Source organism: Paraburkholderia sp. Clong3 (assembly GCF_050436485.1).
GTDB lineage: Bacteria > Pseudomonadota > Gammaproteobacteria > Burkholderiales > Burkholderiaceae > Paraburkholderia > Paraburkholderia tuberum.
Genome location: NZ_JBNDMH010000002.1, coordinates 2,977,258 through 2,996,678 on the forward strand (window position 1 = coordinate 2,977,258; position 19,421 = coordinate 2,996,678).

At 64.7% G+C, this 19,421-nt stretch carries 18 protein-coding genes; 13 read left to right on the plus strand and 5 right to left on the minus strand.

All coding sequences use genetic code 11. The annotated features are described in order from the left end of the window. Window positions 1-52: 52 nt before the first annotated feature. Both OKW30_RS17890 and OKW30_RS17895 read left to right on the plus strand, forming a co-directional pair. The gene (locus OKW30_RS17890; RefSeq protein ID WP_184068869.1) at window positions 53-1,330 is read left to right on the plus strand and encodes an MFS transporter; all 1,278 of its coding nucleotides are present in this window, start codon (window positions 53-55) and stop codon (window positions 1,328-1,330) included. 326 nt (window positions 1,331-1,656) lie between these two features. Continuing rightward, a complete protein-coding gene (locus tag OKW30_RS17895) occupies window positions 1,657-1,839 on the plus strand; it encodes a hypothetical protein (RefSeq protein ID WP_090805541.1) in 183 nt (60 codons plus the stop codon). Between the two features lie 100 nt (window positions 1,840-1,939). On the opposite strand, the gene mgrA is transcribed toward OKW30_RS17895, so the two are convergent. Beyond that, window positions 1,940-2,983: an L-glyceraldehyde 3-phosphate reductase gene (gene mgrA / locus OKW30_RS17900; protein WP_184025953.1), complete on the minus strand. Its 1,044-nt coding sequence runs from the start codon at window positions 2,981-2,983 to the stop codon at window positions 1,940-1,942. A 228-nt stretch (window positions 2,984-3,211) separates the two neighbouring features. Here mgrA and OKW30_RS17905 point away from each other — a divergent pair, with 228 nt between their 5' ends. After that, the gene (locus tag OKW30_RS17905; RefSeq protein WP_429347274.1) at window positions 3,212-3,418 is read left to right on the plus strand and encodes a DUF3185 family protein; all 207 of its coding nucleotides are present in this window, start codon (window positions 3,212-3,214) and stop codon (window positions 3,416-3,418) included. A 31-nt stretch (window positions 3,419-3,449) separates the two neighbouring features. Here the strand turns inward: OKW30_RS17905 and OKW30_RS17910 are convergent, their stop codons facing one another. Continuing rightward, entirely contained in the window at window positions 3,450-4,211 is a 762-nt protein-coding gene (locus OKW30_RS17910) for a phytanoyl-CoA dioxygenase family protein (protein WP_184068872.1), read from the minus strand. Between the two features lie 571 nt (window positions 4,212-4,782). On the opposite strand from OKW30_RS17910, the gene OKW30_RS17915 reads away from it, so the two are divergent. Next, window positions 4,783-5,151 carry a hypothetical protein gene (locus OKW30_RS17915; RefSeq protein WP_184068875.1) on the plus strand — a complete coding sequence of 123 codons (369 nt, stop codon included), beginning with the start codon at window positions 4,783-4,785 and terminating at the stop codon, window positions 5,149-5,151. 900 nt (window positions 5,152-6,051) lie between these two features. Here OKW30_RS17915 and metK read toward each other — a convergent pair. Further along, window positions 6,052-7,242, minus strand: coding sequence for a methionine adenosyltransferase (metK, locus tag OKW30_RS17920; RefSeq protein ID WP_184068878.1), 1,191 nt, complete (start codon window positions 7,240-7,242; stop codon window positions 6,052-6,054). Between the two features lie 285 nt (window positions 7,243-7,527). Here metK and OKW30_RS17925 point away from each other — a divergent pair, with 285 nt between their 5' ends. The 9 genes from OKW30_RS17925 to hslU all read left to right on the plus strand — a co-directional run bounded on the left by OKW30_RS17925 (window position 7,528) and on the right by hslU (window position 17,228). Beyond that, complete coding sequence (locus OKW30_RS17925) at window positions 7,528-8,412, plus strand: lipid A biosynthesis lauroyl acyltransferase (RefSeq protein WP_429347275.1); 885 nt, start codon at window positions 7,528-7,530, stop codon at window positions 8,410-8,412. Window positions 8,413-8,585: 173 nt separating this feature from the next. Continuing rightward, a complete protein-coding gene (gene dapF, locus OKW30_RS17930) occupies window positions 8,586-9,521 on the plus strand; it encodes a diaminopimelate epimerase (protein WP_429347276.1) in 936 nt (311 codons plus the stop codon). A gap of 57 nt (window positions 9,522-9,578) precedes the next feature. Further along, window positions 9,579-10,337 carry a DUF484 family protein gene (locus OKW30_RS17935; protein ID WP_429347277.1) on the plus strand — a complete coding sequence of 253 codons (759 nt, stop codon included), beginning with the start codon at window positions 9,579-9,581 and terminating at the stop codon, window positions 10,335-10,337. Window positions 10,338-10,367: 30 nt separating this feature from the next. Further along, window positions 10,368-11,291, plus strand: coding sequence for a tyrosine recombinase XerC (gene xerC / locus OKW30_RS17940; protein ID WP_184068947.1), 924 nt, complete (start codon window positions 10,368-10,370; stop codon window positions 11,289-11,291). Between the two features lie 61 nt (window positions 11,292-11,352). Then, window positions 11,353-12,555, plus strand: coding sequence for a class I SAM-dependent rRNA methyltransferase (locus tag OKW30_RS17945; RefSeq protein WP_184068949.1), 1,203 nt, complete (start codon window positions 11,353-11,355; stop codon window positions 12,553-12,555). Window positions 12,556-12,792: 237 nt separating this feature from the next. Next, the gene (locus OKW30_RS17950) at window positions 12,793-13,893 is read left to right on the plus strand and encodes a CobW family GTP-binding protein (protein ID WP_429347278.1); all 1,101 of its coding nucleotides are present in this window, start codon (window positions 12,793-12,795) and stop codon (window positions 13,891-13,893) included. A gap of 682 nt (window positions 13,894-14,575) precedes the next feature. Then, entirely contained in the window at window positions 14,576-14,995 is a 420-nt protein-coding gene (dksA, locus tag OKW30_RS17955; protein ID WP_090802202.1) for an RNA polymerase-binding protein DksA, read from the plus strand. Window positions 14,996-15,334: 339 nt separating this feature from the next. Then, window positions 15,335-15,871, plus strand: a complete 537-nt coding sequence (hslV, locus tag OKW30_RS17960; RefSeq protein WP_184051150.1) for an ATP-dependent protease subunit HslV — start codon at window positions 15,335-15,337, stop codon at window positions 15,869-15,871. A gap of 10 nt (window positions 15,872-15,881) precedes the next feature. Further along, a complete protein-coding gene (gene hslU, locus OKW30_RS17965; RefSeq protein WP_090802203.1) occupies window positions 15,882-17,228 on the plus strand; it encodes an ATP-dependent protease ATPase subunit HslU in 1,347 nt (448 codons plus the stop codon). A 133-nt stretch (window positions 17,229-17,361) separates the two neighbouring features. On the opposite strand, the gene OKW30_RS17970 is transcribed toward hslU, so the two are convergent. Both OKW30_RS17970 and OKW30_RS17975 read right to left on the minus strand, forming a co-directional pair. Beyond that, window positions 17,362-17,904, minus strand: a complete 543-nt coding sequence (locus tag OKW30_RS17970; protein ID WP_184025882.1) for a response regulator transcription factor — start codon at window positions 17,902-17,904, stop codon at window positions 17,362-17,364. After that, window positions 17,901-19,211 carry an ATP-binding protein gene (locus OKW30_RS17975; protein WP_184068959.1) on the minus strand — a complete coding sequence of 437 codons (1,311 nt, stop codon included), beginning with the start codon at window positions 19,209-19,211 and terminating at the stop codon, window positions 17,901-17,903. The genes OKW30_RS17970 and OKW30_RS17975 overlap by 4 nt, the downstream gene beginning before the upstream one ends. Between the last annotated feature and the right edge of the window lie 210 nt (window positions 19,212-19,421).

The following is a 19,421-nucleotide window of genomic DNA, read 5'->3' on the forward strand; positions in this document are numbered from 1 at the left end:
AGCGTATCCTTAACAATTTTGCGCATTTCCGTGTGACCCAAGGAGTTTTGTTGTGACCCTGCCGCCGCAATCCCAGCGGACCGCATCTGCCGTTCCCTCCCGCGGCGCAGCTTCAGCTGCTCCCGCAAGCACCACCACCGTGTCGGACATCCCGTATCTCGAACGCGGCTCGCGCGCGTACTGGCGTGCCAGCCTCGCGCTGCTGTTCGCCGGCTACGCGACGTTCTCGCTGCTCTACTGCGTGCAGCCGCTGCTGCCGTCGTTCTCCGAAGCGTTCAACGTAACGCCGGCGCAAAGCAGTCTGTCGTTGTCACTATCCACTGCTGCGCTCGCGCTCGCGATCTTCGTCGCCGGTTTCGTCTCCGAGGGTTGGAGCCGGCACAAGCTGATGACGCTGTCGCTGACGGTGTCGTCGGTGCTGACGATTGGCGTATCGGTCGCGCCGCACTGGCACCAGCTGCTCGTGCTGCGTACGCTCGAAGGGCTCGCGCTCGGCGGCGTGCCGGCCGTCGCGATGGCTTATCTCGCCGAGGAAGTGCATCCCGACGGCCTCGGCCTCGCGATGGGCCTGTACGTCGGCGGCACGGCGATCGGCGGCATGGCCGGGCGAGTCATCACCGGCGTGGTCGCGGATCTGTTTTCGTGGCGCGTCGCGATCGGCACGATCGGCGTGCTCGGCCTGCTGTCGATGCTCGCGTTCCGCGCGCTGCTGCCACCGTCGCGCCATTTCGTGCCGCGCCGCGGGCTCGGCTTCGCGCATCACCGCACGCTGCTGTTGCGCCAGTTCACGCGACCGGGTCTGCCGCTGCTGTTCCTGCTCGGCTTCGTGCTGATGGGCAGCTTCGTCACGCTGTACAACTACATCGGCTACCGGCTGCTCGCGCCGCCGTATCGGTTGAGTCAGACGGAGATCGGCGCGATTTTCATCGTCTATCTGGTTGGCGTGGTCGCGTCGCCATGGTCCGGGCGCATGGCCGACACGTTCGGCCGTGCACGCGTGCTGATCGGGAGCCTGCTGCTGATGGTGTTCGGCCTCGCGCTGACGATGCTGCATCCGCTCGCGGCGATCGCGACCGGTATCGCCTGCGTGACGTTCGGGTTCTTTGCCGGGCATTCGGTCGCGAGCGGCTGGGTCGGGCGTCTGGCGAAAGACGCGAAAGGCCAGGCCGCTGCGCTGTATCTGCTCGCGTACTACATCGGCTCGAGCCTGGTCGGTTCGTATGGCGGCCATGTGTGGGCCGGTCATGGCTGGAACGGCGTCGTCGGGCTAGTCGGTGCGCTGCTCGTGATCGGCTTGATCGCGGCGAGCCGCCTGCGCGGGCGCGAATAGCCCGGCGCATCGGTCGCGTTGCGCGGTGCGGGCACCGCGAGCCGGCCGCAATCAGCCAACCCGCATGGATCGGCGGCAAAACGAAAGGCTTGCGTAAGCGAACGTTTGATATTTTCCGCCGCGTTTTGTTGCGCCGCGCCAATCGCCGCGGGCCGCGCCGCGCCTGGGTTCAGCAGCTTACGAATAAGCGCCGAGGCGCGAGCTTGCGCCGTCGCGCCGCTCGATCGGTCTCCTATACTCGATTCGTGCAATGGCGCGGCATGATTTCGAAGCCGCGGCCTCTGCCGGAACGACACAGCAACCATCCCGCATGGGAGGAGACGAAGATGACCTACTTTACGATCGGCGATTTCATCCTGGTCATTCCGATGGCATTGGCGGGCGCGCTATTCGTCGGCGCGCTGCCCTGCAAGACCGAGTTGCGACACAACGGGCTGCGTGTGCTGGGCGCACTGATCGGTGTGATGTGCGCGGTGGCGCTGGTCGAGGGTCTGCCGGCGCTCGTGTAGCGGCGCGGCGAAATACCTGCAGAAAAGCCGCACGCTGAGCGTGCGGCTTCGTTTTGCCCTTGCGTCCGCCCGCCTGTTGCGCGGACGGCTCCTCACGCGATCAGATCGCCTGATCCGTCGACGGCTTTTCCCACAGATTGATCCCGCCTTCGGTCGCATAGCGATCGATTTCGGCGAGTTCGTCGGCCGAGAATGCGAGCTTCTTCAGCGCGCCGACGTTCTCGCGCACCTGCTCCGCGCGGCTCGCGCCGATCAGCACCGAGGTCACGCGTGGATCGCGCAACGCCCACGCGAGCGCCATCTGCGCGAGGCTCTGACCACGGCGCTGCGCGATGTCGTTGAGCTTCCGCACGTGCTCGATGTTCCGCGGGCTCAGATGCTCGTCTTTGAGCGAACCGCCGCCCGGCTTGTTGACGCGCGCATCTTCCGGCACGCCGTTCAGGTACTTGCCGGTCAACAATCCCTGCGCGAGCGGCGTGAACGCGATCGTGCCCGCGCCGACTTCATCGAGCGTATCGAGCAGGTCGTGTTCGATCCAGCGGTTCAGCATGTTGTACGACGGCTGATGGATCAACAGCGGCACCTTGTATTCGGCGAGCAGCTTCGCCATTTCGCGCGTCTTCGCCGACGAGTACGACGAGATGCCGATATACAGCGCCTTGCCCTGCTGCACCGCGCTCGCGAGCGCGCCCGCGGTTTCCTCGAGCGGCGTGTGCGCGTCGAAGCGATGCGAATAGAAGATGTCGACGTAATCGAGGCCCATGCGCCTCAGGCTCTGATCGAGACTCGCGAGCACATATTTGCGCGAGCCGCCGCCCTGGCCGTACGGACCGGGCCACATATCCCAACCGGCCTTCGACGAAATCAGCAACTCGTCGCGATACGGTTTGAAATCGTCCTTGAACAGACGGCCGAAGTTGGTTTCCGCGCTGCCGTACGGCGGGCCGTAGTTGTTCGCCAGATCGAAGTGCGTGATGCCGAGGTCGAAGGCCGTGCGCAGGATGTCACGCTGCGTCGAGATCGGCGTGGTGTCGCCGAAGTTGTGCCACAGGCCGAGCGACAGCGCCGGCAGTTTGAGACCCGACTTGCCGCAGACGCGGTATTGCATGTCCGAATAGCGTTCTGAAGCTGCTTCGTAAGCCATTGCTAGTGTCCTTGTCGATGAGATCGCCCGAGGATGGCGGGCGTGAGGATTCGCGCGTTGCGGGAGGCGTGCTGCTGGGGAAATTTGTTGTTGTGGTGTCGCCGCGGTGCGGCCAGACCGCTATGTTAGCCAATCGACGCGGCGCTTGCAGCGCAACCAGTATGCGGGATGGACGAGCACGCACGGCTCACCTACACTCTGGCCGGTTCAGGTTGATGGGAGGTGCAGATGACGAAAGCGATTTCGATCGCGCTGATTGTCGGCGGTATCGTGCTGCTGTATTTCGGCGGGCAGGCATTCAATTCGGTGAGCAGCGACGTGTCGCGCTTCTTTACCGGCTCGCCGAGCAACAAGGCGATCGTGCTGATCGTCCCGGGCGTGGTGGCGACGCTCGCCGGGCTGACGGGAATCGCGATGTCGGGGCGCAAGCGCTGAGCGTCGGCGCGAGGCCCGCGAGCAAAATAATCTAGAACGCGATCTCGGGCTTCGCGGCCGAGCGCGTGCCGGGCAGCGGCACATTGCTTGCGCCGTGATAGGTGAACACCAGCGAGAACTTCACCTGGTCGCTCAGATTCTTGCCGGCCGAGTGCAGCGTGTTGCAGTGAAAGAACACCACGTCGCCGGTCTTCAGTTCGGGCGACACCGCCGTGCGGATCGCGGCCTCGTTCTCGGCGAGATCCGCGCGGAAAAACTTCGCTTCGTCGAAGCGGTCCGATGTGAACGCGGCGCCGTGCGATTGCGGCACGAACCACAGCGCGCCGTTATCGACGGTTTCCGGGCCGACCGCGAGCCACACCGACACCAGATCGTCGCGCTCGAACGACCAGTAGCGCACGTCGCGATGCCAGCCGGTCAGACTGCCGTACGCGGGGTGCTTGGTCATCATGCAGTTGTGATGCGCGCGCGACAGACGCGGCTCCTCGCCAAAATACAGCTCCATCCAGCCACGGATTTCGGACGCGGTCGCCCATTGCGCGAACGCGGGGTGACGACCGTACGCGTCGAGCAGGCGCCGCACCGTATGTCCGCCCAGAGCATCCTTCGATGACGGCGCGCCCGGATACTGCAAATCCGCTTCGAATTCGATCGGCGCCGCCGCTTCCTGCAGCTGCCGCTGCGCGATCCGCTTCAGCTCGTCGCAACGCTCGGGCGACACGAGTCCAGGCACGACGACAAAACCCTGCTCCCGCAACGTTTGAATCTGCTCTTTCTTCGAATGGAGTGACATGGCGTTCCGTTACCGTCGACTAACTGATGTTCGATTGTAAAACGGGCGCGATCGGGATGCGTTGGTTCACCGCGAGAGGCTCCTGCGTCCTGCTGATCTTTTGCGCCGGTCGCCTTCGCTTTTCGCGGCGCGCCAATGCACCGGTTTCAGGCGCGCGGCGCGCCCGCACCGCACATTCGCTGGGCAAACGCGCACGCAAATCGCCCGTAAAGGGTGACAGCAGACTGGCATCCGCGACGATTCGATCCGCGGAGAAATCCGGTCTCGCAGGGTAATAACCGACTTTCTGACGTCATGATTCCCATGTAGCCTGCTCGCATGTCGATCGTCGCTTACGCAGTTTTCTGTTGTGCGCAGGCCGTCAGGGCCCGTGCCGTCGGTTTCTCCGCGTTGTACCTTCGCTGCGCTGTGCGCCGTGTTTCGCGTCGCAATCTCCCGCGCCACGACCCGCACCGAATTTCCCGCTTTCAGGCCGTTCATCGCAACCCCGTCATTGGCACATATGGTGCTGTTTGTCCGTGCACATCCGGTGCACGCGCCGACGTGCGGTTCATTGCCTAAATGTGAAGCCATGCATACTCTTTTGAGCACCCGTCTTACCCGCGCCGCGCTGAAAGCGGCGCGTCCCGCGCGCCGCCATATGATGCGGGCGCTGCGCCATCATGCCGCGCGCACCCGCGCGCTCGGCGAGCAGTGGCGCGACGCGAAGGCCATCGACGGCTTTCGCACCTGGTTCCATACGTTCTTCTCGGCGCTACGCCAGCAGAGCGGCACGCGCCGTCTGTCGCTGCGCACGCTGCTGCGCAAACCGACACCGTTGCGCCTCGCGGTCGCGAAACGCGCGCCGGCGATGCCCACGCCTGCGAGCCGCCGACCGCGTCGCCTGTCGGCGAGCAGCGGCGGGTGGTTCGCGTTTGCGTTTGCGTTTGCGAGCCGGTGAGATTGCTGGGCCGGTGAGTTGCAGTTGCGCGTTGAGTGGCTAGACCGCTGATCTGCCGACCGGCTGGCCGTTCACCGCTGGGCTGACTTCGAGCGCGCCGCCTCGACGACGTGCTTCGTGCGGCGGCATCGCTACGCCATCGATAGAATCGGGTAGGAGGCGGGGTTGCCCCCGCCGTCCTCCCACAACACCGGACGTACGGTTCACGTATCCGGCGTTTCCCGTCGGCCTCGGACCGGATCGGTCGTCGGCGTGAGCTTGTTTCGTGCGTCGTGTCGCCTGGCATCCGATGGACACCTCAGCCTCTCTCGGGGCTTCCGGCCCCTCCAGCATGACTGCAGGCCCCCGGCATGGCCGAGGCTTCTGCCCAGATACGCAGAGATCACGCGTGACTTGCCACTCGTGACAGGTTTGGCCCTTCGCCGCTCCGGTTTCAACGGCTACTACGACCTCTGCTGACTTCTGCCACCCCATTCCGACACCTCTCGATGCCAGTAGCACAAGACAGGATGGCAGATCTCCCAGGGTAATACGCGCGACCTTCACGCTTATGCCTGTCGGATCTACGTCATGGCGTTCCGTGCAAGTATCGGGCTTTACAGATTTTGGCCTGCTCACCCCGCCATACCGCCTAATATCCGCTTCCTGTTCGTCAGGCCAGCGCTTTGCCTTCGCCTTCCTTCAGATTCCACCTCACGATGGACACCCTTGCCGTCCGCTAACACTTCCCCTTGCCGGGTGTGTAGGGGACTCTCACCCCCAAGTCATCCAGTTCGCCACCACAGCGATCCAGATAGCGCCTTTCACGGCGCTGCGCGCCATGCCTGGCGCACCAAAGAAAAACCCCGCCGGCTCACGCCGGCGGGGTTTGTTTGCTTTCAAGCGGCGATCGGCTCGCCCTTATTCGGCAAGCGCCGCGACCGGCTCAGTGCCTGCCGCTTCGGCGAGTGCGAGCGCCTTGTCGGTGGCTTCCCACGTGAATTCCGGCTCTTCGCGGCCGAAATGACCATACGCCGCGCTCTTCTCGTAGACCGGGCGCAGCAGGTCGAGCATCTGGATGATGCCCTTCGGACGCAAGTCGAAATGCTGACGCACGAGTTCCGTGATCGTCGCATCCGACACGCGGCCGGTGCCGAACGTGTTGACCATCACCGAGGTCGGCTGGGCGACGCCGATCGCGTACGACACCTGGATCAGGCAGCGCGACGCGAGGCCCGCGGCCACGATGTTCTTGGCGACGTAACGGCCGGCGTACGCTGCCGAGCGGTCCACCTTCGACGGATCCTTGCCCGAGAATGCGCCGCCGCCGTGCGGCGCCGCGCCGCCGTACGTATCGACGATGATCTTGCGGCCCGTCAGACCGCAATCGCCCTGCGGACCGCCGATCACGAAACGACCGGTCGGGTTCACGAGGAACTTGATCTCACCCTTGATCAGCTCGGCCGGCAGCGTCGGCTTGATCACTTCCTCGATCACCGCTTCGCGCAGCGTGTCGAGCTCGATGTCCGGCGAATGCTGGGTGGACAGTACGACGGTGTCGATCGCATGCGGCTTGCCGTCAACGTAACGCACGGTGACCTGCGACTTCGCATCCGGACGCAGCCAGGGCAGACGGCCGTCGCGGCGCAGATTCGCCTGACGCTCGACGAGGCGGTGCGACAGGTGGATCGGCAGCGGCATCAGTTCCGGCGTTTCCTCGCACGCGTAACCGAACATCAGGCCCTGGTCGCCCGCGCCTTGATCGAGGTTGTTGTCGTGCGCGCGGTCCACGCCCTGGGCGATGTCCGGCGACTGCTTGTCGTAGGCGACGAGCACCGCGCAGCCGCGGTAGTCGATGCCGTAGTCGGTGTTGTCGTAGCCGATGCGCTTGATCGTGTTGCGCGCGATCTGGATGTAGTCGACGTTCGCGGTGGTGGTGATTTCACCGGCCAGCACGACGAGACCCGTGTTGCACAGCGTTTCGGCCGCGACACGCGAGTACTTGTCTTGAGCGAGGATGGCGTCGAGGATCGCGTCCGAGATCTGGTCCGCGACTTTGTCGGGATGGCCTTCGGAAACGGATTCGGAAGTGAAGAGATAGTCGTTTGCCACGTTGCAGACTCCTGTTAGTGGTTACGGTTGCGTTCCACGTAGCCGACTTCGGGAGTCTGAAGCGGCGACGCTTTAGCGGATTACCTGACCGATGGACGCATAACCCATGAAAACCCATGGACCGCACCCGCCGGCTTCGCCCCGCAAGTTGTCTATTAACTCGGCGAAGCCCTTATTATAGCGACTTCCTTTGAATGTCACAGAGTCGAAACGAGTGCGGTATCACGTCAATTTTTCCGCTTTCCACAATTTCGCCCCCTGCGGCGCCGCGCGCCTGGAGGCTGCATGCTGAGCCGCTACGGCGCGAAGCTCGCGATCGGGCTGCTCAAACTCTTTGCGCTGTTGCCTTACGGATTGGTCGCTCGTCTCGGTGACGGGCTCGGCTGGCTGCTCTACCAGATCCCGAGCCGTCGCAAGCGCATCGTTCATACGAATCTGAAGCTGTGCTTCCCCGACTGGAGCGACGAGCGCCGCGAGGACGTCGCGCAAAAGCACTTCCGTCATGCGATCCGCAGCTATCTCGAGCGCAGCGTGCAGTGGTTCGGCTCGGCGAATAAGCTCGAAAAGCTGATCCAGCTCGACAGCGCGATCGACCTGACGGACCCGAACCTGCCGCCCACATTGTTTCTCGGCTTTCATTTTGTCGGCATCGAGGCCGGTTCGATTTTTCTGAACTACTCGCTGAAGCGCCAGTGCGGCTCCCTCTATCAGCCAATGTCGAATCAGGAGTTCGAGGAAGCCGCGAAAGCAGCGCGCGCGCGTTTCGGCGCGGACATGGCGAGCCGCGCGGACAGCGCGCGCGTCGTGCTGCGCTGGCTGCGCGAACGCAAACCGGTGATGCTCGGCGCGGACATGGACTACGGCGCGCGCAATTCGACGTTCGTGCCGTTCTTCGGCGTGCCGACCTGCACGCTGACCGCGGTCGGCCGTCTCGCCAAGGTCGGGCACGCGCAGGTCGTACCGTTCATCGGCGAGGTGCTGCCGAACTACAAGGGCTACCGGCTCAAGGTCTTCAAACCTTGGGACGACTATCCGACCGGCGACGATGACGCTGATGCGCGACGCATGAACGAGTTTCTCGAAGAGCAGATTCCGCTGATGCCCGAGCAGTATTACTGGGTGCACAAGCGGTTCAAGACACGCCCGCCGGGGGTGCCGGGGGTGTATTGAAGGTGGGGCTGGGCTCCTTGCCTGCCGTACCGTTTCCGATGTGCCAACGTGTATCATCTGCTATTGGCCGGGCACGGCTCCAATGGGCGATTCACCCAACGGCCGGTGAGGCCGGGATTTTCGGCTCCGCCCGCACGCGCGAAGCCCTACGCAGCAACGGATACACGGAAAACGTGAAGCTCAAATTCACCAAAATGCACGGCGCGGGCAACGACTTCGTCGTACTCGACGGCTATACCCAACCGGTTGATCTAACCACGGCGCAGGTGCGCGCGTTGGCGAACCGCCATTTCGGCGTCGGCGCCGACCAGTTGCTGCTGGTCGAAAAGCCGACCGTCGAAGGCGTCGATTTCAGATATCGCATCTTCAATTGCGACGGCGGCGAGGTCGAACACTGCGGCAACGGCGCGCGCTGCTTCGTCAAGTTCGTGCGCGAGCGCGGTCTCACCGACCAACGCAGCGTGCGCGTGCAGGTCCAGAAAGGCACGATCACGCTGACGATGCAGGACAACGGCGAAGTGATCGTCGACATGGGCACGCCCGTGTTCGATCCCGAACTCGTGCCGTTCGCGACCAAGGGTCTGCAAGGCCGCCGCGAAGGCGCGGATACGCTCTGGCCGCTCGACGTGAACGGCACGACGCGCTGGATGTCAGTGGTGTCGATGGGCAATCCGCACGCCGTGCAGGTCGTCGACGATGCCGAGGTGTTCCCGGTGCTCGCCGAAGGTCCGGCCATCGAGCGGCACACGCGCTTCCCGCAGCGGGTCAACGCGGGCTTCATGCAGATCGTCAACCGCAACGAGATCAGGCTGCGCGTCTACGAACGCGGCGCGGGCGAAACGCTCGCGTGCGGCACCGGCGCGTGCGCGGCGGTCGCGGCCGGCATCCGGCGCGGGCGGCTGGATTCGCCGGTGCTCGTACATACGCACGGCGGCGATCTGACCATCACGTGGGACAGCGCGCACCCAGGCGCGCCGCTGCTGATGGCCGGCCCCGCGGCCACCGTCTTCGAAGGGGAGATCGAGTTGGCCGAAGAGGCGTCGAGCGCCTCGTCGCACTCGTCGCAGCACAATCCGTCCAGCCCGGCCGACATGGCGCCCTCCGTCTAACTCATTGACCGACGCGCCGCCGTGAGGTGGCCGTCCCGTAGTCCTCTAGCCGAAACCATGAACGATCGCGAAGTCGCCGAATACCTGCTCGCCAATCCCGAATTCTTCGTCGAACACGCGGAAGCGCTCGCGACGATCCGGCTCGCGAACCCGCACGGCAAAGCCGCGGTGTCGCTGCAGGAGCGGCAGATGGAGATGCTGCGCGACAAGAACAAGCATCTGGAGCGGCGTCTTGCCGAACTGCTGCGCTACGGTCACGAGAACGACAGCATCGCGTCGAAATTCAACCGCTGGACCATCCGCGTGATGGCCGAGCGCGATCCCTACGCGCTGCCGCGCACGATCGCCGGCGGTCTGCGCGACATCTTCGACGTGCCGCAAGCGGCACTGCGCGTGTGGGACGTCGCCGAGCCGTATGCGCAAGCGGACTTCGCGCGCCACGTCAGCGAGGAAGTGCGCATTTTCGCGGGCAGCCTGAGCACGCCGTACTGCGGCGCAAACACCGGCTTCGAGGCCGCGCAATGGCTCGCGCAAGCTGCGGTCGCGTCCAACGGGACGACCAACCCGGCGGCAAGCGCGGCAACGAGCGCGACCGACGACCTCGGCGTCGCCTCGAACGGGACGGCGCAGAGCACCGAATCGATCGCGCTGCTCGCGCTGCGCGACCCCGAAGGTGTCGAAGACGCGCCGACGTTCGGCCTGCTCGTGATGGGCTCATCCGACCCGCGGCGCTTCCACGAAGGCATGGCCACCGATTTCCTCACGCAGATCGGCGCGCTCGCGAGCGCCGCGCTGAGCCGGCTGCTGCCGCGCTGAGCCGCGCACCACGCAACGTCACCGCGTACCGTGACCGCCGCCGACCCGATCGCCGCCTACCTGTCGCATCTCGAGCACGAGCGGCGGCTGTCGGCGCACACGCTGCGCGGCTACACGCATGAGCTCGCGGAACTGAAGCAGCTCGCCAAAGGCCGAGCGCTCGAAAGCCTCACCGCCGTCGACATCCGCGGCGCCGTCGCGCGCGCGCATGCAGGCGGTCTCACCGCGCGGTCGATCGGCCATCGGCTGTCGGCATGGCGGGCGTTTTATCGCTGGCTCGCGGGCCACGTCGAGTTGCCGGCCAATCCGGTCGCCGCGGTGCGCGCGCCGAAGCAGGCGAAAATGCTGCCGAAGGCGCTTTCCGTCGACGACACCGCGCGCCTGATGGACAGCCCGGCCGCCGACTCGCCCGAAGGCCTGCGCGATCACGCGATGCTCGAGCTGTTTTACTCGTCGGGCTTGCGCCTCGCCGAACTGGTCGGCCTCGACGTGCGTTTCGCCGACGTCGACGGCTATCGCTCGGCCGGCTGGCTGAAACTCGATTCCGGCGAAGTCGAAGTGCTCGGCAAAGGCAATCGGCGCCGCGTCGTGCCGGTGGGCAGCAAGGCGGTCGCGGCGCTGAACGCATGGCTCGCGGTGCGCGAACCGATGGTCCGCCACGATCCGCATCCGCTGTTCCTGTCGGCGCGCGGCAACCGGCTGTCGCCGAACGTCGTGCGCGAGCGCGTGAAGCGCGCGGCGCTCGCCGCCGGCATTCCGGCCAACGTGCATCCGCACGTGCTGCGCCATTCGTTCGCGACGCACGTGCTGCAGTCGAGCGGCGACCTGCGCGCCGTGCAGGAGCTGCTCGGCCACGCGAGCATCACCGCGACGCAGGTTTATACGGGCCTCGATTTCCAGCACCTCGCCCACGTCTACGACAGCGCGCATCCTCGCGCAAAGAAACGCAACTGATCACGCGACTGACGCCGCGCGCCACGACGCGCCGCCTTCGCTTGCACTTTACCTACACCTGATGAATACCGTTACGCTCAAACCGTCGAAAGAAAAATCGCTGCTGCGCCGCCATCCGTGGGTTTATGCCAATGCGATCGAGCACGTCGACGGCCGCCCCGCGCCCGGTGCGACCGTGCTCGTGCGCGCGCACGATGGCCGCTTTCTCGCCCGCGCCGCCTACAGCCCGCACTCGCAGATCCGCGCGCGCGTCTGGAGCTTCGACGAAGCCGAGCCGATCGATCACGCGTTCTTCAAGCGCCGCGTGCAGCGCGCGTTCGCGCATCGTCAGGCGATGGTGCGCGACACCGGCGCCGTGCGGCTGATCTTCGGTGAGGCGGACGGTCTGCCGGGCCTGATCGTCGATTACTACGTCGCCGAGGACGCGGATCAGCGCAGCCAGATCGTCTGTCAGTTCATGGCGGCCGGCGTCGAAGCGTGGAAGGACGCGATCGTCGCGGCGCTGGTCGGCGCGACCGGCTGCCCGAACGTCTACGAGCGCTCGGACGTGTCGATCCGTCAGAAGGAAGGGCTCGAGCAGATCACCGGCGTGCTCGCGGGCGAGCCGCCTTCCGAGAAGCTGATCGCGAGCGAAAACGGCGTGCGCTATCACGTCGACGTGCGCAACGGCCACAAGACCGGCTTCTATGTCGACCAGCGCGATAACCGCCTGCTCGTGCAGCAGTTCGCGAAAGATCGCGACGTGCTGAACTGCTTCTGCTACACCGGCGGCTTTTCGCTCGCGGCGCTCAGGGGTGGCGCAAAGCGCGTGGTGTCGGTCGATTCGTCGGGTGAAGCGCTCGCGCTCGCGCAGCAGAACGTCGCGGCCAACGGCTTCGACGCCGACCGCGCGAGCTGGCTCGACGCCGACGCGTTCAAGACATTGCGGCGCCTCTACGACGAAGGCGAACGCTTCGACCTGATCGTGCTCGATCCGCCGAAATTCGCGCCATCGCGCGAGCACGTGGACCGCGCCTCGCGCGCGTACAAGGACATCAATCTGACGGGCCTGAAGCTGCTGCGCCCGGGCGGTTTGCTGTTCACGTACTCGTGCTCGGGCGCGATCGATCCCGAGCTGTTCCAGAAGATCGTGTCGGGCGCGGCCGCCGACGCACGCGTCGACGCACGCATCCTGAAGCGCCTTGGCGCGGGCGTCGATCATCCGCTGCTCACTGCGTTCCCCGAAGGCGAGTATCTGAAGGGGCTGCTGTTGCAAATCGCCTGATCGCCCTTATTTTCCCGATGATTGCGCGTGGCGGCGGCAGGAGCGGCCCGCCTCCGCGCAGGCGGCCATCAGCCGGCCGCAGGGCGGCCGCCCCTGCGCCCGCCTGGCAAATATGTTTCAATGACCGGCCGGACAGGGTCCGCGCCATCTGGCTGCGGCGACCCGCCTAACGCATCTGGCTAGCCTTGCGCGCTAGCGTCCGATCACGCACCGTTTCACGACTTACAGGCGACCCACATGATTCCAGTCACCATCCTGACCGGCTTTCTCGGCAGCGGCAAAACCACCCTGCTCAAGCGCATCCTGAACGAAAAGCACGGCATGAAGATCGCCGTCATCGAGAACGAGTTCGGCGAAGAGAACATCGACAACGAGATCCTCGTGCAGGACACGAGCGAGCAGATCATCCAGATGAGCAACGGCTGCATCTGCTGCACGATTCGCGGCGACCTGTCGCGCGTGCTCAACGAGCTGGCCGCGAAGAAGCAGGCGGGCGAAGTGGACTTCGACCGCGTCGTGATCGAAACCACCGGCCTCGCGAATCCGGGCCCGGTCGCGCAAACCTTCTTCATGGACGACCAGATCGCGAGCGAATTCCTGCTCGACGCGATCATCACGCTGGTCGACGCGAAGCACGCGAACCATCAGCTCGACGAGCACGAAGTGGTGCAGCGCCAGGTCGGTTTCGCGGACCGGCTGTTCATCACGAAGGCCGATCTCGTCGACGAGCGGCACGTGGGCGATCTGCGCCACCGTCTGCTGCACATGAACCCGAAGGCGGCAATCAAGGTCGTCAATTTCGGCGAGGCGGACATCAAGGAAATTTTCGATCTGCGCGGCTTCAACCTGAACTCGAAGCTCGAAATCGATCCGGACTTCCTGAGCGAAGACGAACACGCGCATAGCCACGCGCACGCGCACGACGAGCACGGTCACACGCACGGCGACCATGACGACGATCACGCCAATTGCGATCACGACCATGGCCATTGCGATCACGAAGGCCATGATCACGGACATCACCACCATGCGCATCACGACGACAAGATCAAGTCGTTCGTGTACCGCAGCGATCGTCCGTTCGATCCGAACAAGCTCGAAGACTTCCTCGGCGGCATCCTGCAGATCTATGGCGAGCACCTGCTGCGCTACAAGGGCGTGCTGTACATGAAGGGCGTCGATCGCAAGGTCGTGTTCCAGGGCGTGCATCAAATGATGGGCAGCGACCTCGCCGCGAAATGGCAACCGGCCGAGAAGAAGACCAACAAGATGGTGTTCATCGGCATCGAACTGCCGCGCGATCTGATCACCGACGGTCTCGACGCCTGCCTCGCCTGAGCGGGCGCAGCGCCGTCGCGCAAGCAAGCCTCGGAGCAAGCCCACGACACGCCGCGCGCAGCGCGGCATGCGCCGTGCTACTTCTAGTGCGGTGAGACGCCCGCCGCCGACCGCGCGGGCGTGAATCCTCTGCTGAAACTGCGACGCCGCGGCGCCGAGGCCTTTCGAATCCAGGCCATATGAAAAACGCGTGAAAACCCTGCTGTATTAAAGCGTGCACGACCATCGCTTTTTGGCTTTCTGCGCGTTATATTTTCGGGATATCGCAGCGCCGCAGGCCGGCTTTCAGCAGTTGCGGTGCCGTATTGTGATTCAGTTACAATACGTGCCCACTGGAGAATGACAACGAATTGCCCGGTCGCGCGTATCCCGCGACGGGCCTGGAACGGCGCCGGAAAATCTTGTCCGGAGACACGCCGAAAACGCCGGCGGGCACGGCCTGAAAGGGCACGCGCTCGTCGGCGAGCGATGCCTCAGGAGCATGTGTGAATCGGTTTCCAGAGGAGTTCGGCCCCGCAGCGGCGTAGCTAGCAACGCCCGGTGTGTGGGCGCCAGGCGCTTCGGCGTCACGACAGTCCAACGTTCGTGGCCACCCTGCGCTGCGCGTCCGCGCGACGCGTTTGCGGACAATACGAAAGTGCGGGCCCTATGAGTTTTGCCTCACATTGAAGAAGTAAGCCAGATGACGACGAAACGACTCTTGACCGAAGCCGAAATCCTGAAGATGAGCGACAAGGATTACATGAATGCGGATCAGCTCGCCTTCTTCAAGAACAGGCTCGAACAGTTGCAGGCGGACATTCTCCGCAATGCCGGCCAGACGACCGAGAACCTGCGCGAAACGGTCATCGTGCCGGACCCGGCCGATCGCGCCACGATCGAGGAAGAGCATGCGCTCGAACTGCGCACGCGCGACCGCGAACGCAAGCTGCTGAAGAAGGTGCAGCAATCGATCGCGCGAATCGAGGCGGGCGACTATGGCTGGTGCGAGGAAACCGGCGAGCCGATCGGCATTCCGCGTCTGCTCGCGCGGCCCACGGCTACGCTGTCGCTCGAAGCCCAGGAGCGCCGCGAACTGCGCCAGAAGCTGTTCGGCGACTGATTATCTGCGGCGCGGCTTCGGCTTAGCGCCCTGAAAACGCTGCTTCGTCGAGAGGCGCACGGTGAACCGTGCGCCTTTTCTTTTTGCGCGACATCCGCGCGTGCTCCGCCCTCCGTCCCGCCCCGCCGTCCCTTCCCGCCTCGTTTCTCAGGCTCCCTGAGCGGATTTTCGGTTTTTCGTCCTAGGCCTTCCGGCGGATCTTGATATGACCGCGCGCGCCCTAAAATAGATCCGACATGCGCTCACGAGCGCGCCAGCCAGCGCGCCGTCCGCTGACTGGATTCATGCGGTAGCGCACAGCGCTGCCGCCTCCTACCCGTTTTGCAAAGAGGAACGCATATGGAGCAATTTCACGGCACGACGATCGTTTCCGTGCGCCGCGGCAACAAGGTGGCGCTCGGCGGCGACGGCCAGGTCACGCTCGGCAACATCGTCATGAAAGGCGGCGCGAAGAAGGTCCGGCGCATCTACAACGGCAAGGTGCTGGTCGGCTTCGCCGGCGGCACGGCGGATGCCTTCTCGCTGCTCGACCGCTTCGAGGCGAAGCTGGAAAAACATCAGGGCAATCTGACCCGCGCGGCCGTGGAGCTCGCGAAAGACTGGCGCACCGACCGCATGCTGCGTCGTCTCGAGGCGATGCTGATCGCCGCGGACGCGACCACCACGCTCGTCATCACCGGCAACGGCGACGTGCTCGATCCCGAAGGCGGCATCTGTGCGATCGGCTCGGGCGGTGCGTACGCGCAGGCGGCCGCGAAGGCGCTTGCCGACAACACCGAGCTGTCGCCGCGCGACATCGTGGAGAAGTCGCTGGAAATCGCCGGCGACATGTGCATCTACACGAACCATAACCGCGTCATTGAGACGATCGAGTAAGGACCCATCGATGAGCACCATGACCCCCGCCGAGATCGTCTCCGAACTCGACAAACACATCATCGGCCAAGGCCGCGCGAAGAAGGCCGTGGCGGTCGCGCTGCGCAACCGCTGGCGCCGTCAGCAGGTCGACGAACCGCTGCGCCAGGAAATCACGCCGAAGAACATCCTGATGATCGGACCGACCGGCGTCGGCAAGACCGAAATCGCGCGGCGTCTCGCGAAACTCGCGGACGCGCCGTTCATCAAGATCGAAGCGACCAAATTCACCGAAGTCGGCTACGTGGGCCGCGACGTCGACAGTATCGTGCGCGACCTGATCGAAATTTCGGTCAAGCAGACCCGCGAAACCGAAATGCGCAAGGTGCGGACCAAGGCCGGCGATCTGGCCGAAGACCGCATCCTCGACATCCTGCTGCCAACCGCACGGCCGGTCGGCTTCGGTTCGAGCTCGAGCTCGACCGACACCGCCGATGAAGGCAGCACGACGCGTCAAACGTTCCGCAAGCGCCTGCGCGAAGGCCAGCTCGACGACAAGGAAATCGAGCTCGACGTCGAGCAGCCGCAGGTCGGCATGGACATCATGGGGCCGCCGGGCATGGAAGACATGACCGAGCAGATCCGCTCGATGTTCGCCAACATCGGCGGCGGCAAGAAGATGCGCCGCAAGATGAAGGTCAAGGAAGCGCTGAAGGTGCTCACCGACGAAGAAGCCGGCAAGATGCTGAACGACGAAGAGGTGAAGAGCAAGGCGGTGCAGAACGTCGAGCAGAACGGCATCGTGTTCCTCGACGAAATCGACAAGATCGCGTCGCGCAACGAAGCGGGCGGCGGTGAAGTGTCCCGTCAGGGTGTGCAGCGCGATCTGCTGCCGCTCGTCGAAGGCACGACGATCAACACCAAGTACGGCATGGTGAAGACCGATCACATCCTGTTCATCGCGAGCGGCGCGTTTCATCTCGCGAAGCCGAGCGATCTGATTCCCGAGCTGCAGGGACGCTTCCCGATTCGCGTCGAGCTCGATTCGCTGTCGGTCAACGACTTCGAATCGATCCTCGTGTCGACGGACGCGAGCCTCGTCAAGCAATACCAGGCCCTGCTCGCGACCGAAGACGTGCACCTCGAATTCGCCGACGACGGCATCCGCCGTCTCGCCGAGATCGCGTACTCGGTCAACGAGAAGACCGAGAACATCGGCGCGCGGCGTCTTTATACGGTGATTGAAAAACTGCTCGAAGAAGTGTCGTTCTCGGCCGGCAATCATTCGGGCCATGCAGTGCAGATCGACGCGGCGTATGTCGATAGCGCGTTGAACGAAATCGCCGAAGACGAGGATCTGTCGCGCTACGTGCTTTGACATGCGCGGTGGCAGCGCGAAGCGCTGATGCATGAAAAACGGGCTGCCTTCGCATAGGCAGCCCGTTTTGTTTTGTGCCGCCCTTCCCGCGACGGCGCCTCGAACAGCCAACGCCGCGCCAGAAGATCGCCGCCTACTGCTTCACCGGCCGCTTCGCCAACTTGCGCTGCAACGTGCGCCGATGCATGTTCAACGCGCGCGCGGTCGCCGAGATATTGCCGTTGTGTTCTGCGAGCACACGCTGGATATGCTCCCATTCGAGCCGCGCCACCGACAGCGGCTGCGGATGCTCGATCGCCTCCTCGGCCTGCAACGCGCTCGCCTCGCTTTGCAGCGCCGACAGGATCGTCTCGACGTTGGCGGGCTTTGCGAGATAGTTGTCGGCGCCGTCCTTGACCGCCTGCACCGCGGTGGCGATGCTCGCGTAGCCGGTCAGCACGAGCATGCGCGCATCGGGCTGCAGATCGCGTAACGGCGCGACGAGCGTCAGGCCGGAGTCGTTGCCGAGATGCAGGTCCACGGTGATCTCGCTGAACTTCTGCTGATTCGCGAGCCGGATCGCCTCGTCCGCGTTGTGTGCTTCGGTCACCGTGTAGCCGCGCCGCGTCAAGCCGCGCGCGAGGATGCCGGAGAACACTTCGTCGTCGTCGATCACCAGAAAATTCTTCTCGCTCATGCCTGTTTCTCCGTGTTGGATGGCGCGGCGCCATGTGGGCTCGCTCCGGAAATCTTGCGCGCGGCGAGCGGTAGTCGCAGCACCGCACGCGTGCCGCGCGGCCGTCCGCCGTTGGCGTCGGTCAGCTCGATCGATCCCTTCAGACGCGCCGCCGCCGAAAACGCCAGATACAGGCCGACGCCGTGACCGCCCTGCGTGCTCTCCACCGGCATCGCGCCGAGCGAGCCGCGCAGCGCGGCCGGAATGCCCGGACCGTGGTCGCACACTTCGAACACGATCTGGTCGCCGCGTGGCGCGAGCACGCAGGACAGTGTCACGTGATCGCGGCTCGCGCGCGCGGCGTTGTCGAGCAGGATCGTCAGTATCTGGCTGACGGCCACCGTGTCGTTGAGACTGACATCGGCGGGCGGTGTGCCAAGCCGCTCGAACTTCACGTGAGGATGGCGCAGGCGCCATTGCCCGGCAAATGATTCGAGCCATTCGTCGACCGGCTGGCGGTTCGTCGTGGTCGTTGCGCGGCTGCGCAACCGCGCGAGCGCCGACGTGCACAACATCATCTGCTGCTCGAGCAGTTCGAGATCGGCGCGGTAGGGGGCGAGTCCCGCGTCGGTCCGCGCCGCGTCGCGCAATTCTTCGGACAACATCGCGATTGTAGACAGAGGGGTGCCGATTTCGTGGGCCACGGTGGCCGCCTGCACGCCGAGCGCGACCGCCCGTTCGTCGTGGAGCAAGCGCTGCTGCGCTTCTCCAAGCGCTGCGTCACGTAGCCGCAGCGCTCGGGACATGCGCGCGACGAACCACGCAATCAGCCCCACGCTGACCATGAAGTTGACCCACATGCCCGAGCGGTAGTAGTCGAACAGGTTGGCGGGATTCTCGAGATTGAGCGGCACGGAATCGAAACTGAGCATCGCGTAGCAGGCGACCGCGAACGCCGCGAGCCAGGCCATCAGATACCACGGCAGCACGGCCGCCGCGATCGCAAGCGATGGCAGGTACAGCGACACGAACGGGTTGGTGGTGCCGCCGGACAGGAACAGCAGCGCCGACAACGCTCCGAGATCGACCCAGATCTGCCCGAACAGCTCGAGGTTGGACTCGGGACGCTGCTGCAACACGCGCCACCACGTGAGCGCGTTGAACAGCACTTCGAGCCCGATCACGAGCAGCATCGCGGGCAACGGCAGATTGGCGCCGAGGAAGATCTGCACGAACGCGATCGTCAGCAGCTGACCGATGATCGCGAGGCTGCGCAGCCAGAACAGATGACCGAGATTGACGCGGCCGGTGTTGGTTATACGGTGCATGACCCTAGTCTACCCGTTACGCCGCCGCGGCCCGAGCCAGTGGCGCCGCGGCAGATGAAAGCCCGTTGCTTCGCCGCCGCGGCCAAACTGCACCCGCTCGGCGACGCCCGCCATTATTGCCCCACTCGACCCGGAAAACGCCGTCGCACAATTCCGCGCCGGCTACACGCTGCAGATGGCCAGCCGACACGCCGACGCGATCGCCGCGGA